This is a genomic window from Indibacter alkaliphilus LW1 (assembly GCF_000295935.2).
Classification (GTDB): Bacteria; Bacteroidota; Bacteroidia; order Cytophagales; family Cyclobacteriaceae; genus Indibacter; species Indibacter alkaliphilus.
The window spans coordinates 64,196-79,815 of sequence record NZ_ALWO02000047.1 but is presented as its reverse complement, the minus strand read 5'-3'; the positions used below and the strand labels follow the sequence as shown (position 1 = coordinate 79,815).

The following is a 15,620-nucleotide window of genomic DNA, read 5'->3' as shown; positions in this document are numbered from 1 at the left end:
TTAAAAAAGTGAATATTTTTATTTAAATATGTATTTAACTTATTCATTTGTGATTTAAAATAATTAAATTATTGTTTTAATAAAATATGTATTACTTTGCAAAGGATATCCAACCTTCTATGAAAGACATTTTTAAGCATGCATTCAGTATAATTTTCTGTATAATTCTCATGTCGGGATGTGCAGAGAAAAAGGAGAATACTGAGGAGTTAAGAGATGAAGTAATCGCCATCCATGATGAGGTCATGCCCTTAATGGGTGAAATTAAATCCTTGAGAAAAGATATTTTAAAAGTATCTGAAGGCTTGTATCAGGAAGACTCAGTGGATAATGCTGAAAAAATCAAAAGTCTTCAAGCCTTAGCCAATAAACTGGATGAAGCTTTTGACGGGATGTTTGTCTGGATGCGGCAGTATCAGTCTTCTCCTGAGGCATTGTCTGAACAAGAGTACAGGGAGTACCTTTTGGATCAAAAAGAAAAGGTCGAAAAAGTAAATTCTGACATCAAAACGGCTATGGCAGAAGCCAAATCAGTCCTCAGCAGTTGATTTTTCCTGAAGATAATCGCCCACTCTGTTGGCGTCAATCACTCCTTCTTTGTTTCCCCAAATATTGTAGATATAAGTCATAATTTGTGCGATTTCCATATTGGTCAGGCGTGGATTGGAAGGCATAACTTGGTCATATTTTACGCCATTGACTTCTATTTCTCCTTTTTGTCCATGTTTGATTATTCTGGCAGTTCTTCCAATATCAGCTAGCATGTAATCAGAAGGATTGAGAGGAGGAATTAACTTTCCCAGACCTGTTCCGTCTTTTTGATGGCAATTGGCACAGTAATTTTCATATAGGACTTTTCCCTCTATGGCATATTGAAGTATTTTGGTGTCTTTGATAGTAGCCAAAGTATTTTCATTGGATGTTTTACTTTGCCCACATGAAGCAAATATTAGAATTAAGAGTGTCAGGCAAATGGAGTTTTTACTCATTATTGGGAAGTAATTTTGGAATATCTCTCATCAATCTATTGACCTGGTCTTCCTTGGTGCCATCATATACACCTCGGATTCTGCCTTTTTGGTCAACCAGTACAAATGCTCCTGAATGAAGTATGCCTCCCGGCTCATCTTTGTCTGACATGGCAGTGGTGAGGTAAGAAGTTTGACCGATTTCAAATATTCTCTCTTGATCGCCAGTCAGAAACTGCCAGGTGGCATCATCCTCCACTCCGATTTTGGCGGCATAGTCTTTTAACAATTCCTGTGTATCATGTTCCGGATCTAATGTGTGGCTTAGAATCATGAAGTCAGATTCATCCTGGAATTTTTCATAAATCCTCAGCATTTGGGTTTTCATTATTGGGCATATGGTTGGGCAGGTAGTAAAGAAGAAGTCTGCCACATAGACTTTTCCGTCAGTTGTATTATTACTGATTTCTTTACCTTCTTGATTGGTGAATGAAAAATCTGCGATTTTGTGGTAGATGGTGTCTTTGACCACTTTTCCTTCCATCTCAAATTCATTGATATGAGAGTTGCCCAAGATGGGTAATGGTTTGTTGGCTTCTTCCGCTTTTTCTTTACTTCCTGGGTCACAAGCCCAGATAAATGCTGCAGATAATATGAGAAAGTAAGCTGTATATTTATTCATTTTTCGTCCTTTTATTTTTTTCTCTTTTGTATTTATACCATTTGATTCCTGCCATCATCAGTACGCTGAGCGCAATCAGACCCAATATCCCCCAAACAACGCTAATCAAACTTTTGAGCACTATCAGGAAAACGATGGCAAATAGCAAAATGGTTGCAACTTCATTCCATATTCTTAACTGGGTTGAGGTCCATTTTGTGATGCCATTTTGCAAATCTTTGTAAATTTTATGGCAAATAAAGTGATAAATGTACAATAGAAAGACAAAGCCAAGTTTGGCATGCATAAAGCCCAGCTGCATATATCCCCATCGGTAATAAAGCACCCAAAACCCAAAAATCAGTGTTAGGATGGCGGATGGCCAGGTAATGATCATCCAAAGTCGATTAGCCATCAGGTTCAGCTGCGGGGCAAGAATACTTCTTTCAGGCTCAGGTTTTTCGTAAGCTTCGGTCTGATAAATAAATAAACGTACGATATAGAAAAGGCCTGCAAACCAAGTGATCACAAAAATGATATGCAGGGCTTTGATGTATTCGAAAGCCATTGTTAAATTTTTCCCCTAAATTAAAGCTTTAAATTTAATCAAAGGGAAAATGCAGGCTAAGAAGGTTTATTATTTAATAGCAGGGATTGTAGTTGGTCTGGTAATTTACATGATTGCGGATACTTTGATGCAGCCTGGAGTCGCGGATTTGAGAGGTGATTATAGAGAAATAGCTTTTTTTAGAAATGAAAATAATACAGGCCCTGTTATACGGGTATATGCCGTATTTGCTGCAGATACGCTATGGGATGAGTTTCAACAGTACGGTGATTTTATGCCCCACACCAAATACGGGAACACCAAGGTGTTTTTCTTCCTTGATCAAGACCATATCCCAAATCAGGTTTCCGGCAATTCGCCTTATTTTCCTGCTGAGTTTGAATCTTACTGTGTGGGTATGTATGAAAAAAGTGCGATGGGCCAAACCAAATTACTCAGGTATCCTTTCAGATAAAGCTTAACTTGGTAGGATTATTAACTTGAAAATTGAATTGAAAAGAAATAGACTTTCGGTAGATACATATGTTTCAGGAGTTCTGAATGGCGACAGGATGATCCTCAGCAGGGCGATTACACTGGTAGAAAGCACCTTGGAGGAGGATCAGATTCTTGCCGAACAAGTGATGGAAAAAGTGATCCCTCATTCAGGTAAATCTATCCGAATAGGGATTACAGGTGTTCCAGGTGTAGGGAAAAGTACTTTTATAGAGAGCTTTGGGAGCCTTCTGGTAGCTAGAGGTCATAGATTGGCCGTACTGGCCATAGATCCAAGTAGTCAAAAATCAAGGGGAAGCATTTTGGGTGACAAAACCCGTATGGAGAGACTTGCATCAGATAAGAGAGCATATATCCGGCCCAGTCCAGCAGGTAGCACCTTAGGAGGGGTCAGCGCCAAAACCCGTGAAGCCATGTTGCTCTGTGAAGCAGCGGGTTTTGATGTGGTTTTTATAGAAACCGTGGGGTCGGGCAATCGGAAATTGCCGTCAAAGGTATGGTTGACTTTTTTCTGCTACTCATGCTTGCAGGTGCAGGAGACGAATTGCAGGGGATCAAAAAAGGAATTATAGAAATGTGTGATGCTCTTGTAATCAACAAGGCACACAGGGGATAATCTGGAAGCTTCAAAAAGAGCCAAGAGAGAATATGCCAATGCTTTACACCTTTTTCCTTCAAAAGAAAATGGCTGGTCACCTAAAGTCAAGGTTTGTTCAGGGATATCAGGAACTGGGTTGGAGGATATTTGGGAAATGATTTCGGGATATGAAGAAAAAATGAAATCAAATGGTTTTTTTGAAGCCAATCGTGCAGATCAAAGATTGAATTGGATGCATGAACATATTCGGTTTTTACTTGAAACCAAGTTTTACCAAAACCCCCTGATCAAAGGAAGTATTGAAGCAGCCAAAACAGGAATTCAGGAAGGTACCACTTCTGCAATTGCAAAGGCTAGAGAGCTTGTAGATTTGTTTATAAAAAAAGTAAATGATGAATAACTGGATCAGGACGGGATTGATCAGCATAATTTTACTCAACATATCCTGTAGTGGAGAAGTGGGAGAAGGGCGCTTAAGCTATGAACAAAAGGAATTTAGGGAAAAAGTCTGTCACCAAGATGACTGCGCGCTGGTAATCCTTAGCTATCCATATTTTAAAGATGATTCTCAGGCTGCTTCAGTTCTTAATGAGTATATAGAGCAACAACTTTCTATGATGATCTCCAAGGAAGAAAACAGTGATGTCATTTCGCTGTCTGCATCTGTAACAGGATTTTTAGGAGCCTATCTCAGTTTTGTTGAAAGTGAAAATATGAGTCAAAGTTGGGAATTGGAAATTGTAGCTGAGCTAACTTTTCAAAACTCTAAAATGTTGAGCATAGTCTTTGACGCATATTCCAACACAGGAGGCGCTCATCCAAATACTTTCAGACAATACATCAACTTTGACAAGGGGTCTTTCAAGTTGATAAAGAATCATGAGCTTGTTTTGGAAGAGCAGGGGCTTCTGGATCTAGCAGAAGAAAAGTTCAGAGAGTTTCACGATGTAGCTCATGGGACTGAATTAAAGGATGATGGAAGGTTTTTTCTTCAGAATGAAATTGGTTTTTTCCTTCCCTTGGCCATGGGTTTTGAACAGGAAGAGTTTGTGCTTTATTACAATCCTTATGAAATTGGACCTTATGTAATGGGGGCAACACTGTTGAGGTTTTCCAAAAATGAAGTAAAGGGAATAATTATCAACAAGGCCTTTGATTAGTAAGACCTCATTTTGAATTTTTTCTTCAGGTCATTGACGGAATTTCTAAAGGCAGTATCTGTCTCCATCAGGTCATTAACCGTCTGAACGGCATGGATTACTGTACTGTGGTCTCGGCCCCCAAAGTGGTACCCTATGGATTTGAGGGAATGGTTGGTGAATTCCTTAGAAAAATACATGGCGACCTGCCTAGCAGTAACGATTTCTTTTTTACGTGTTTTTGCCTTTAGGTCATCTAATTTGATTTCGAAGTAGTCTGAAACTGTTTTTTGAATAAAATCAATTCCTACTTCAGTTTCAATATCCTTGACGATATTTTTCATGATCGTCTTGGCCAAAGTCAGATCAATCTCTACCCTGTTGAGTGAAGCATGTGCTATCAGTGAAATCATGACTCCTTCCAGTTCTCTGACGTTGGTGTCTACTGTATAAGCTAGGTATTCAATGACATCGTCAGGAATATAAATTCCTTCAGATTGCATTTTTCTTTTGATAATGGCTACCCTGGTTTCGAAGTCGGGCATTTGAAGATCTGCTGTAAGACCCCATTTAAATCTGGACAAAAGTCTTTCCTCAAGGCCTTTTAGGTCTTTTGGAGGACAATCGGAAGTCATGATGATCTGTTTCTTGCTTTGGTGGAGATGATTGAAAATATGGAAAAACATTTCCTGTGTCCTGTCTTTTCCAGCCAAAAACTGAATATCATCAATGATCAGCACATCTACTTGCATGTAAAAATTTGTAAAGCTTTTGACATTGCCATCTTTGATGGAGTCCATAAACTGATTTACGAATTTTTCAGAGGATACGTATAGTACAAATTTTTCTTCAGGGCTGTTTTTGATTTCATTACCTATGGCCTGAACAAGGTGGGTTTTTCCCAACCCAACACCTCCGTATACCATAAGCGGATTGAAAGAGGTAATACCGGGCTTGGTAGCTACTGCAAATCCTGCAGATCTTGCCAATCGGTTACAGTCACCTTCGATGTAAGTATTGAAGGTGTAATTTGGATTTAAGTTGGATTGAAGAAGCATGTCGCTGTTGAGCGATTGCATTTCAAATGGGCTTTTATGATCTTCTTTTTCCGGTGCTTTTTTAGAGTTTGTAGAGTTGTTGCCCTGTGGATATGAGACCACATAGGGTTGGTTTTGAGAGTTGCCCCTATCTACGACTACGGCATACTCCAGACGGCCGTTTGGCCCCAAAGTGGACTTGATGGCGAGTTTGAGTACCTGAACATAATTATCTTCAAGCCACTCGTAAAAAAACTGACTTGGTACCTGAATCGTCAGGCTGCTTCCTTCTAATCTTACAGGATTGATTGGCTTAAACCATGTAGAATAGCTTTGTTCATTAACGTGCTGTTCTATGACACGCAAACACTCACTCCATACTGCATTAGCCTCTGAACTCATTAATTAGATAAAATAACTATGCTTAAAAGAATTGAAAACCCCTGAACCCTGCCACATATAGGGGCATCAAATTTGGGGAAAATATATCTAAATAAAAAATCAAAATTTATTTGACTTTTCATTATGTGGTCAAACTTTTTGCCATGGCAAATTTCATTTTATTTTCCTTTGAAAACACAAAATCCACTTTGCCTAATCGCAAGGCACCTGTTCCAACTTGGTGGACTAAAGTTTCGAAACCTTCAGGGTTTTTGACCACAGTTGGCTCATCCAAAAAAGTATGGGTATGCCCTCCAATGATCAAGTCAATTCCACTGACCATGGCTGCCAGTTTTAGATCATCAATTTTTTCAGATCTATAAGAATACCCCAAATGGGATAAGCAAATGATCAAGTCACAATTTTTTCTTTTTAACTCGGCTACCATATCATTTGCTACAGCTACAGGGTCAAGGTATTTGGTGTTTTCGTAATTTTTTCTCCCCACCAATCCGTCAAGTTCTATCCCTAATCCGAAAACCCCAATTTTTAATCCTCCCTTTCTGTAAACTTTATAAGGCAGAATACTTCCATTCAAAATGGTATCCGAAAAATCATAGTTGGAGCAAATGTGAGAAAAATCTGCATGCGGAAGCTGATCGTAGATTCCTTTGAGTCCATTGTCAAATTCATGGTTTCCGATTGTGCTAGCATTGAAGCCTATTTTGCTCATCATTCTAAACTCCAGCTCACCTCCATAAAAATTGAAATAAGGAGTGCCCTGAAAAACGTCTCCTGCATCAAGTAATAGAATATTATTTTCCTCTCTTCTGATTTGGGAAACAAGATTGGCTAGTTTTGTCAAACCTCCCTGATTGGCATTTCTTCCTCCGTCGTTTGGGAAGGGGTCAATTCTCGAATGAATGTCATTGGTGTGAAGAATAGTGATCCGCTTATCAGCTATATTGGGTGCGGAGGCCAATAAATTGCCTGAGTACCCAAGCCCAAATCCTGTAATCAAAGATTTAAGTAAAAAGTTTCTTCTGTTCATAATTCAATAATTTGTCAGTCTAACTTTTGTCTTCCTTCTACTTTTGCACTGATTTTCTCACCTTTGGCACTGATTGCTTTGATGCGCTCTATCAGTACGTCTCTCAAGACTATCGTTGTTTGCTCCTTTCTTGGAGCCTCTATCAGAAAGTCCAGATTGTCCCCACCTGAGGCCATATAGTCATTGACGGCCAATAGATATGTTTGACCTTCGACTACCATTTTCCCATTGACCAAATAACTGACAAGTTGACCTTCCTTACTTGTTATCTCCATTCCAGAGAGACCAAGGCTCTTTTTGTTGACGGCATATTCTGCAAGCTGCCTGACCTTAGCCGCATCTAGCTCAAGCACATATAGGTAGTTGTCAAAAGGCGAAAGTTCATAAATATTCCCTAATGTAATTTTCCCGGCAGGCAGGGTATTCCTGATCCCCCCATTGTTCATTGCAGAAATGTCAATAGGGTATCCAAAGGTGATTTCTGCATGTTCTTTTTGTAAATCTGAGATCAGGTTTCCAATAGCAGTTTCTCCTTTTCCTGATTTGTTGATTTCTCCACTTGTCTCCCCTATAACTCTCCCCATAGCTTCCTGTAGATCTTCTCTGTAAGGTCTTACAAAAGAGTCGATTGAGGAATCCACTTCCACTGAGGCGTCTGAAGGAATAAAGGCTACGCTACTGCTTTTGTGCAATTGCGGAGCGCAGGCACTGAGATAAAAAAATGCAAGCAGCAATAGGAAGCTTAAGTGTGCTTTATGTTTTTCCATGTTCCAAATTGATGTCAAATAATCGGTTTTAAAACTTGTAAGTCTTATTTTTGATTGCTAAAGATAAAGGAATTCCCATTTGGGAGAGACCTTGAATGAAACTTTTAGCAAAAGCTTAAACTAAACCCAAATATGAAAGAAGATCTTTTTGCTGACTTCCAGAGTTTTACAAAAGAAGACTGGATCAGTCAGGCTACAAAGGACATCAAAGGCAAAGATTTTGAAAAGACCCTAATTGCAAGAGGTTTTGATGGTATTGATCTTTTCCCGTTTTATACCAGGGAAGACCTGGATAATATCCAAGGGTTACAAAACTTTCAAAACCAAATCAATCCTGTTTCTGAAATACCGGGAATGGGAGTGAGGTATTGGTCTAATACATTCGCCATTAAGGTTCAAAATGAAACTTTGGATAACAAACGGGTTCTGGAAGCTCTGATGAATGGAGCAGATGCCTTGCTTATAAAGCTCGACGGTAAAGTGGATTTTGGAAAACTTCTCGAAGGAGTAAACCTGAAATATATTCAGGTTTTTTTGGAAATTTCAGATGATCTAGAAGTTCAGTTTGATGCCTTTATCGAATGGTACCTGTCTTTAGGCGAGCAGGCTGGAGATTTGAAGGGGGGATTGCTTTGGGATCCGATTTCCTCTTGTTTGTCTCAGAAAAGCACTTTGTCAAAAATTTCTGATCAAGCTTTAAGTTTTCTGAGTAAATCCCAAGTTTTTGAATCATTCAGGATTTTTAGTGTAGATGCTTCCAGATATCACAATGCCGGGGCTACTCCTGTGCAGGAGTTGTTTATGGCAATAGGAGGGTTTATTGAGCTGGTGGATATTTTGACAGAAAATGGTATTTCGCCTAAAGAAATTTTTTCTAAAACCATGCTTCAAGCAGCAGCGGGTTCCCATTATTTTCTTGAAATTGCCAAACTCCGCTCATTTAAGATTTTATTTCATCAACTGGCAGCCTTGTACGAATTAGATCTTTCTGCAGGGAACACCCCCTTGTTTGTCAGTACAAGTTATTGGACCAAAACCAAAGCTGATGTACATTCAAATATGCTGAGAAGTACTACTGAAGCGATGGCAGCTATATTGGGCGGATGCGATGCTTTGTGGGTAAGGCCTCATGATGAGACTACGGCAGAAGATATCACTTCATTTTCTGAAAGAATGGCCAGAAATATTTCCAACATCTTAAAGGAAGAGAGTTATATGGATAAAGTCTTAGACCCCGTAGCAGGAACATACTTTTTGGAAAATATTACCGATCAATACAATTTAAAGATAAAAAGAGAGCTTCAAATCCTCGAATCAAAAGGAGGATGGTGGCAAACTTATCAAAAAAATGAACTTCAGGACTTGGTGAAAGCTGCCAGGTATGAAAAGCTGGAAGCAGTGAAAAGTGGAGTGAGAGTGAAGGTAGGAGTAAATAAATATCAAGCAGAAAACATAGAGACTGACGAAGATTTCGAGTGGGAAGAAGAAAAATGGCAGCTTCTGCCAGTAAGAGAAAGTTTTTTGATAGAATACCCTAAGCTAGTAAAACCATGAGACCTGACATCAATAAAATGAGCATAAATATTCCCCCGCAGGAGCCACAGGGATTTTCCGAAAAATGGGAGTCAGCTGAAAAAATCAATGTTCCACCATTATTAAATGCTGAGCATATAATGGGGCTGGGACATTTGCGTTTTGGTGCAGGAGTTCCTCCCTACCTTAGAGGCCCATACAGCACTATGTACATTATGCGGCCTTGGACTGTAAGGCAGTATGCAGGGTTTTCAACAGCGGAAGAATCCAATGCTTTTTACAGAAGAAATCTTGCAGCAGGGCAAAAGGGACTTTCTGTTGCATTTGATTTGGCTACTCATAGAGGATATGATTCTGATCATCCAAGAGTTGTAGGAGATGTGGGGAAGGCAGGTGTGGCTATTGATTCTGTGTTGGATATGAAAACCCTTTTTGACGGAATTCCATTGGATCAAATGTCAGTATCCATGACCATGAATGGAGCAGTGATTCCTATTTTGGCGTTTTATATTGTAGCTGCTGAGGAGCAGGGTGTCAATGCAGAGCAGTTGAGCGGAACCATACAGAATGATATTTTGAAGGAATTTATGGTGAGGAACACCTATATCTATCCACCCTTGCCTTCCATGAGGATCATAGCAGATATTTTTGAATATACTTCTCTGAAAATGCCGAAATTTAATTCCATTTCAATCTCCGGCTATCACATGCAGGAAGCAGGTGCAACCGCTGAATTGGAATTGGCTTATACGCTGGCTGATGGCTTGGAATATTTGAGAACCGGTGTGAAAGCTGGTTTGGATGTAGATGATTTTGCACCAAGGCTTTCATTTTTTTGGGCTATTGGGATGAACCATTTTATGGAAATTGCCAAGATGCGTGCTGGCAGGTTACTTTGGGCTAAAATAGTCAATCAGTTTAATCCCAAAAATCCAAAATCTTTGGCGCTTAGGACGCATTGCCAGACTTCTGGGTGGTCTCTTACTGAGCAGGACGCATTCAATAATGTGACCAGAACAGCGATAGAAGCCATGGCAGCAGCTTTGGGGCATACCCAATCATTGCACACCAATTCTTTTGATGAGGCTATAGCTTTACCTACGGATTTTTCTGCCAGAATTGCAAGAAATACCCAACTGTATCTTCAGGAAGAAACGGGTATCACACAGGTCGTGGATCCTTGGGGAGGATCCTACTATGTAGAATATCTGACGAGTCAATTGGTGGATAAAGCCTGGCAGCTTATAGAGGAAGTGGAGGGGCTTGGAGGGATGGCCAAAGCCATTGAGGCAGGAATTCCAAAAATGAGGATTGAAGAAGCTGCGGCAAGAAAGCAGGCAAGAATAGATAGTGGTAAAGATATCATCGTAGGGGTCAATAGGTATCAGACAGACGAGCCTTCAGACTTTGAAATTTTGGAGGTGGATAACAATTCGGTCAGAAAATCCCAGGTTGCGAGACTGGAAAAATTAAAAGCTGAGCGAAACCAAGCAGAAGTAGAGTCAGCTCTTGAAGCAATTACACTGGCAGCTAGGACAGGTGAAGGTAATTTATTGGAATTGGCGGTGAATGCTGCTAAGAAAAGAGCTACTTTAGGTGAAATTTCAACAGCCATGGAAAAGGAATTTGGAAGGCATAAAGCTACCGTCAAATCTATTTCAGGAGTTTATTCCGGAGAGGCAAAAGATGACCAAGGCTTTCAAGAAGCCAAGGCACTTGCAGATCAATTTGCTGAATTAGAAGGGAGAAGGCCCAGGATCATGGTGGCTAAAATGGGGCAAGATGGACATGACCGAGGTGCGAAAGTTATCGCAACAGGTTTTGCAGATCTTGGGTTTGATGTTGATATAGGTCCTTTGTTTCAGACACCCGAAGAAGTAGCCATGCAGGCCGTAGAAAATGATGTACACATTGTGGGAGCCTCTTCATTGGCTGCAGGGCACAAAACACTCGTTCCAGCCTTGATTGCAGAGCTTAAAAAACTGGGCAGAGAGGATATCATGGTGATTGCAGGAGGGGTGATTCCACCAAAGGATTATGATTTTCTGTATAAATCCGGAGTGGCTGCAGTATTTGGGCCGGGAACAATACTCTCCAATGCTGCAAAGAATATTTTGTATCAACTTATGAAAGACACAGGTTGATTTTTTAAAAAAGGCTAACATGAAATCAATAACGTTAATTTATGATGATTCACTGATTGAAAAGGTTGAAAGTGAGGTTTTACCACTTTTTGAAAACAATCTTAAAATCATGGTAGCCTATAAGGACTATAGAAGTTTTAAATTTTCTGTCGATGACTTTCTGGTTTGCTATCTTTCGGACAGACAGCTCAGGGAGTTTTTGGATGATATCATAGAAAATCATTGGAAGGTGGGCTTTTTGCCCCACCCTGAAATGAAGGAAGGCTTGCAGGGCTTTGGGGTGTCTTCCGATTTGGGTTCAGCGGTTGATAATATTTTAGAAACAGAAGAGGTAGTTGAAGTTGACATGCTTTATGCCAACGATGAACCTGTACTCAACAGGCTGATTATTGGAAACACCTTCAGTCTTTTGTACGGGTCCGGTGTGAAGCACGGGTTTTTTGCCAAATTAGGAGGGCGGATTAAGAATTTTTTCAGCTCCTTCAAAAAGCTAAGGCTTCAGCCCTACATCCTTGAATGTAATACTGACACTGACAAAGTAAAGAAAATTGACACAGCTGCATTAGGCATGGTGGTCGTGCAGCATGGGAAGAGTTCAATTTTGTCCAGAAGGATCATCGAAGACTCCAATCCAAATGATGGTTTGCTACACTGCTTAGTATTGGCCCCAAAAAGCTATTGGGAAATCATCAAGTTTGCTTTTTACAGCATTTTCAAATCAAAAAATCAAAGCTTATTACCCTCTTATGTTGCGCATATCAAGACCGATGAGATCAAAATTGAAAGTGATGTATCGATTGATTTTACGGCAGATGGTATAGTAGCCAGTGCAAAAAAGATTCATTTACAAGTCAAAGCAAAAGCTCTTGGGATTGTCCCAGGCAGTCTTTTAGAGACTGAGAAAGAAGTAGAAAAGGAAAGGATCTTTAAAGTGCAGTACCTTCCAAGTGGGGAGTTGAAGAGAGAACTTTTGAAGCGGAACCTGCCTTTTAGCAATCACGCTACCACAGAAGAATTCAAATGGCTTTTCTCTGCGTTAAGAGAAAATTCCAAATTAACGACCAATTACATGGTCTTGATGGCTTTGTCCACTATAATTGCAACTTTTGGTCTTTTTGGTGATTCTTCTCCTGTGATCATCGGTGCGATGATTTTGGCGCCACTGATGTCGCCCATAATTTCACTTTCAATGGGTGTTTTGAGGCAAGACGAAAATTTGATTAAGGATAGCCTTTTGACGATAGCTTATGGGATGGCTATCGGGTATTTGTTTGCTGTCTTGATCACACTTATTACACCTTTAAATACCGTGAACAATGAAATTGTAGCTAGGATCAGGCCCAATTTGTTGGATTTGGGAATTGCTGCGGCTTCAGGAGTAGCAGGTGCGTATGCGCATGCAAAAAAAGAAATTGCCAAGACTCTTGCGGGAGTAGCCATTGCTGTTGCTTTGGTACCACCGCTTTCTGTTTCGGGGATTGGTTTAGGTTGGGCGGACTGGTCTGTTTTTTTTGGAGCCCTATTACTTTTGGGAACCAACCTTGCAGGAATGGTATTGGCTGGTGCGCTGACTTTTTTGTTTTTGGGATTCAGCCCTTTTAGGTTGGCCAAAAAAGGATTATTGATTTCACTAATTCTGGTGGTATTAATCAGTGCACCTTTAGGATTTGGTTTTTCCAAAATGGTAAAAGAAAATAAGCTGATCCAGACACTAAGTGGAAGAGAAATTTCCCAAGGTAAATTAAGATCAGTTAGGGTAATCCAAATGAACCCCATGAGATTATCCATGACGGTCGTATCAGAATCTCCCTTGGATATTTTTGAACTGGAAGAAATTAAGAATGAAATACAGGAGATATTAGGGGAGGAAATAGAATTGGAACTTTCTGTAGCAGTAAAACTTTAACCTTCATTTTTATTTTGCTTTACCCAATGCAACCAGATTTGGAGCAGAAAGAGCTTCATCCGATGGGTGGAGGCTTATTAATCAATCCGATATTGCCGAATATCAACTCCTTCGAAAATTTCAGAGAAACTGTCACAAAGCTTTTCAAAAAGAAATAAAAAAGTATCATAATACCGTTTCTTCATTTTCTCTTCATCTTCTATATCTTATTTAGCTTCATGATATTCATTGTATATCATGGTTTTTCCAGACTGAATAAGTTGTCAAGATTGAAAAATTATTCAACGGCTTGCACTTATTCTGGAAATAACGTTCTTTGAAAGCTAAATAAAGGAAACCTATGAAAAAGTTTTTGATCATGGTATTTGTCGTATGGGCTGGAATAGCCTATGGACAGACCACAGAGAAAGAGACGGCAAATAAGGTTGAACAGAATAAAACCCCAGAAAAAGTCAATCAAGATCCTCAAGCAGGAAGGGAGAGGGGCTTAAGTATTTCGGGTGCTGCAAGAAAAAGTACCTTGAATAGAGAGAGAGGCAATAATGCCAATTCTTCTAGGGGAAATTCAGATTTTGGAAAAGAAAGAAGTGCAGAGCGGGCCAATAATGGAAACAATCCCGGCAGAGCAACCGGAAGGCCGGAAGGCGTGGGTAAACCACAAGGGCCGCCTCAAGCCAGGCCAAATGTCAATGTTCCGCAATCAAGACCCAATGCTCCTGTTGTAAGGCCAAATAGACCTACACCACAACGACCCAACAATCCTCCAGGCAGACCTAATAATCCTCCGGGAAGACCGGGTGGTGGGTGATTCTATGGAAAAGGTTATAGTAGTTTTGTAATGTCTTTATAGACCAAATGAAAAAAAGAGTTCAGCTGTTTATACTGTTTTTATTCTCTGTTTTGGGCAATTCATTTGCTCAAACAAACGATTCTACGCAAGTAGATTCTGATCAAGCTGTTGTGTATGACTTTGTCATATTCAACGCTAGGTTCCAGAATGCATTCACATTTTTGGGGAGAGATTTCGGATTGGATATTCCGGTACTTTCCAACGATATGATGTATTATTTTCAAGGTGGAGTCTATGTCAACCTCTCTGCACTGAAATTCATGGAAGAGAACCTACCCTGGCAATATGCACTTTCCTTAGGCTATGCCACAGACTTGAGTGAAAAGACAGATATAAATTTGAGCTATTCGCAGTTCTTGGTTGCCGGAGAAAGTGCTGTTGCCGGGATTCAGAACCTGGCATTTCTGCAGGGTACTTTTGGCTGGGAATGGGGCCCTTTATACAGTAGCTTTCAAAACCAATTGTTGTTTAATGGAGATATAGATTACTTTTTTGAAACCCACCATTCAAGGTATTTTGAGTTTGATCAAAAACTCTTTAAAAAGATCACTGTTGCTTTCGAACCAAAATTATCCCTGATGGCAGGAACGGATAATTTCTACTTAATGGGATTATATGAAATCAAACCTGAGGAACTTAGCGAGTTCAATAAATTCAAATTTCAGAGTATGGAAATTTCTCTGCCGGTCACATTGACCCGTGGGATGTTTGAATTCGAAATTTTTGGACGATATGTAAGACCGTTTAATGTTCCGGAATTTGATTTTTCAAGGCCTAGATTTATTTATGGTGCCCAAATGAGTTATTCACTTCCAATCAAAAGGACCAAAAAGAGTAAGCTATGAGAATACTCCTGGTAGAAGATGAAAAGCAGCTTGTCACAGAGGTAAAGACTTTTTTGGAATCTGAAGGATATATCTGTGATTTGGCTTTTACGCTTTTGGATGCTTCCAAAAAACTGGCGGATAGCCCTTTTGATTTTATTCTTTTGGATCTAGGCTTACCGGATGGGGATGGATTGGATTTGTTGCCCGAAATAGCAAAGTATCAGGATGGTTCTTCTATAATAATTCTTACAGCACGTACAGAGGTAGATGATAAGGTAAAGGGACTTCAGGAGGGTGCGGATGATTACCTTTCCAAACCCTTTTCATTTTTGGAACTCAAAGCAAGAATGCATGCTATCCTGAGAAGAAAATCGGGATTGAAAAAAGATCAAATTCAACTGCAAGGGTTCACCATTGATTTGTCCGGGAAATCAGTTTTCTTTGGCGAGGAGGAAATTAAGCTTACTGCCAAGGAGTTTAGTTTACTTCAGTTTTTACTGATCAATAAAAATAGAGTCTTAAATAGATTTCAACTGGCAGAACACCTTTGGGGGGATCATTTAGATGATGACTACCAATCCAATTATATTGATGTGCATATCAAAAACATTCGTAAAAAACTGGGCGTCCACAATTCCATCAATTGGCTGGAAACTGTCAGAGGGCTAGGTTATAAAGTTAAAATTTAAACGCTG

Annotated in this window: 15 protein-coding genes and 1 pseudogene; 10 read left to right on the top strand and 6 right to left on the bottom strand. The window is 39.8% G+C overall.

Annotation, left to right across the window (positions count from 1 at the left end; translation table 11 throughout):
- The first annotated feature begins 86 nt into the window (after positions 1-86).
- Positions 87-548: a hypothetical protein gene (locus tag A33Q_RS17525; protein ID WP_009035416.1), complete on the top strand. Its 462-nt coding sequence runs from the start codon at positions 87-89 to the stop codon at positions 546-548.
- Here the strand turns inward: A33Q_RS17525 and A33Q_RS17520 are convergent.
- The 3 genes from A33Q_RS17520 to A33Q_RS17510 are packed head-to-tail and all read right to left on the bottom strand — an operon-like array spanning position 531 to position 2,197.
- The gene (locus A33Q_RS17520) at positions 531-989 is read right to left on the bottom strand and encodes a c-type cytochrome (protein ID WP_009035417.1); all 459 of its coding nucleotides are present in this window, start codon (positions 987-989) and stop codon (positions 531-533) included. The two genes, A33Q_RS17525 and A33Q_RS17520, sit on opposite strands and share 18 nt — an antisense overlap.
- Entirely contained in the window at positions 982-1,650 is a 669-nt protein-coding gene (locus A33Q_RS17515; protein WP_009035418.1) for an SCO family protein, read from the bottom strand. Before A33Q_RS17515 ends, A33Q_RS17520 begins: the two co-directional genes overlap by 8 nt.
- Positions 1,643-2,197 carry a CopD family protein gene (locus A33Q_RS17510; protein ID WP_009035419.1) on the bottom strand — a complete coding sequence of 185 codons (555 nt, stop codon included), beginning with the start codon at positions 2,195-2,197 and terminating at the stop codon, positions 1,643-1,645. Before A33Q_RS17510 ends, A33Q_RS17515 begins: the two co-directional genes overlap by 8 nt.
- A 49-nt stretch (positions 2,198-2,246) precedes the next feature.
- Here A33Q_RS17510 and A33Q_RS17505 point away from each other — a divergent pair, with 49 nt between their 5' ends.
- The 3 genes and pseudogenes from A33Q_RS17505 (at position 2,247) to A33Q_RS17495 (ending at position 4,450) form a co-directional block, all read left to right on the top strand.
- Complete coding sequence (locus A33Q_RS17505; protein ID WP_009035420.1) at positions 2,247-2,651, top strand: hypothetical protein; 405 nt, start codon at positions 2,247-2,249, stop codon at positions 2,649-2,651.
- A gap of 97 nt (positions 2,652-2,748) precedes the next feature.
- Positions 2,749-3,690, top strand: a pseudogene (gene meaB / locus A33Q_RS17500) (methylmalonyl Co-A mutase-associated GTPase MeaB).
- Positions 3,680-4,450 carry a DUF3298 and DUF4163 domain-containing protein gene (locus A33Q_RS17495; protein ID WP_084328504.1) on the top strand — a complete coding sequence of 257 codons (771 nt, stop codon included), beginning with the start codon at positions 3,680-3,682 and terminating at the stop codon, positions 4,448-4,450. The pseudogene meaB and the gene A33Q_RS17495 overlap by 11 nt, the downstream one beginning before the upstream one ends.
- Here the strand turns inward: A33Q_RS17495 and dnaA are convergent.
- The 3 genes from dnaA to A33Q_RS17480 form a co-directional block, all read right to left on the bottom strand.
- Complete coding sequence (gene dnaA / locus A33Q_RS17490) at positions 4,447-5,868, bottom strand: chromosomal replication initiator protein DnaA (RefSeq protein ID WP_009035425.1); 1,422 nt, start codon at positions 5,866-5,868, stop codon at positions 4,447-4,449. The two genes, A33Q_RS17495 and dnaA, sit on opposite strands and share 4 nt — an antisense overlap.
- Before the next feature lie 121 nt (positions 5,869-5,989).
- Positions 5,990-6,898, bottom strand: a complete 909-nt coding sequence (locus A33Q_RS17485) for a bifunctional metallophosphatase/5'-nucleotidase (RefSeq protein ID WP_009035426.1) — start codon at positions 6,896-6,898, stop codon at positions 5,990-5,992.
- Between the two features lie 14 nt (positions 6,899-6,912).
- Positions 6,913-7,665, bottom strand: a complete 753-nt coding sequence (locus tag A33Q_RS17480) for a 5'-nucleotidase C-terminal domain-containing protein (protein ID WP_009035427.1) — start codon at positions 7,663-7,665, stop codon at positions 6,913-6,915.
- Positions 7,666-7,797: 132 nt separating this feature from the next.
- Here A33Q_RS17480 and A33Q_RS17475 point away from each other — a divergent pair, with 132 nt between their 5' ends.
- The 6 genes from A33Q_RS17475 to A33Q_RS17450 all read left to right on the top strand — a co-directional run bounded on the left by A33Q_RS17475 (position 7,798) and on the right by A33Q_RS17450 (position 15,614).
- Positions 7,798-9,219: a methylmalonyl-CoA mutase family protein gene (locus A33Q_RS17475; RefSeq protein WP_009035428.1), complete on the top strand. Its 1,422-nt coding sequence runs from the start codon at positions 7,798-7,800 to the stop codon at positions 9,217-9,219.
- Positions 9,216-11,342: a methylmalonyl-CoA mutase gene (gene scpA / locus A33Q_RS17470; RefSeq protein WP_009035429.1), complete on the top strand. Its 2,127-nt coding sequence runs from the start codon at positions 9,216-9,218 to the stop codon at positions 11,340-11,342. Before A33Q_RS17475 ends, scpA begins: the two co-directional genes overlap by 4 nt.
- Positions 11,343-11,361: 19 nt before the next feature.
- The gene (locus tag A33Q_RS17465) at positions 11,362-13,248 is read left to right on the top strand and encodes a DUF389 domain-containing protein (protein WP_009035430.1); all 1,887 of its coding nucleotides are present in this window, start codon (positions 11,362-11,364) and stop codon (positions 13,246-13,248) included.
- Between the two features lie 340 nt (positions 13,249-13,588).
- Complete coding sequence (locus A33Q_RS17460) at positions 13,589-14,056, top strand: hypothetical protein (protein ID WP_009035431.1); 468 nt, start codon at positions 13,589-13,591, stop codon at positions 14,054-14,056.
- 47 nt (positions 14,057-14,103) lie between these two features.
- Positions 14,104-14,943, top strand: coding sequence for a hypothetical protein (locus A33Q_RS17455; protein ID WP_009035432.1), 840 nt, complete (start codon positions 14,104-14,106; stop codon positions 14,941-14,943).
- Complete coding sequence (locus A33Q_RS17450; protein WP_009035433.1) at positions 14,940-15,614, top strand: response regulator transcription factor; 675 nt, start codon at positions 14,940-14,942, stop codon at positions 15,612-15,614. Before A33Q_RS17455 ends, A33Q_RS17450 begins: the two co-directional genes overlap by 4 nt.
- Positions 15,615-15,620 lie beyond the last annotated feature (6 nt).

Excerpts from the sequence above, each read along its gene's own strand:
- A33Q_RS17525 (WP_009035416.1), top strand. The coding sequence starts at position 87 with ATGTATTACTTTGCAAAGGATATCCAACCTTCTATGAAAGACATTTTT.
- A33Q_RS17520 (WP_009035417.1), bottom strand. The coding sequence starts at position 989 with ATGAGTAAAAACTCCATTTGCCTGACACTCTTAATTCTAATATTTGCT.
- A33Q_RS17515 (WP_009035418.1), bottom strand. The coding sequence starts at position 1,650 with ATGAATAAATATACAGCTTACTTTCTCATATTATCTGCAGCATTTATC.
- A33Q_RS17510 (WP_009035419.1), bottom strand. The coding sequence starts at position 2,197 with ATGGCTTTCGAATACATCAAAGCCCTGCATATCATTTTTGTGATCACT.
- A33Q_RS17505 (WP_009035420.1), top strand. The coding sequence starts at position 2,247 with ATGCAGGCTAAGAAGGTTTATTATTTAATAGCAGGGATTGTAGTTGGT.
- A33Q_RS17495 (WP_084328504.1), top strand. The coding sequence starts at position 3,680 with ATGATGAATAACTGGATCAGGACGGGATTGATCAGCATAATTTTACTC.
- dnaA (WP_009035425.1), bottom strand. The coding sequence starts at position 5,868 with ATGAGTTCAGAGGCTAATGCAGTATGGAGTGAGTGTTTGCGTGTCATA.
- A33Q_RS17485 (WP_009035426.1), bottom strand. The coding sequence starts at position 6,898 with ATGAACAGAAGAAACTTTTTACTTAAATCTTTGATTACAGGATTTGGG.
- A33Q_RS17480 (WP_009035427.1), bottom strand. The coding sequence starts at position 7,665 with ATGGAAAAACATAAAGCACACTTAAGCTTCCTATTGCTGCTTGCATTT.
- A33Q_RS17475 (WP_009035428.1), top strand. The coding sequence starts at position 7,798 with ATGAAAGAAGATCTTTTTGCTGACTTCCAGAGTTTTACAAAAGAAGAC.
- scpA (WP_009035429.1), top strand. The coding sequence starts at position 9,216 with ATGAGACCTGACATCAATAAAATGAGCATAAATATTCCCCCGCAGGAG.
- A33Q_RS17465 (WP_009035430.1), top strand. The coding sequence starts at position 11,362 with ATGAAATCAATAACGTTAATTTATGATGATTCACTGATTGAAAAGGTT.
- A33Q_RS17460 (WP_009035431.1), top strand. The coding sequence starts at position 13,589 with ATGAAAAAGTTTTTGATCATGGTATTTGTCGTATGGGCTGGAATAGCC.
- A33Q_RS17455 (WP_009035432.1), top strand. The coding sequence starts at position 14,104 with ATGAAAAAAAGAGTTCAGCTGTTTATACTGTTTTTATTCTCTGTTTTG.
- A33Q_RS17450 (WP_009035433.1), top strand. The coding sequence starts at position 14,940 with ATGAGAATACTCCTGGTAGAAGATGAAAAGCAGCTTGTCACAGAGGTA.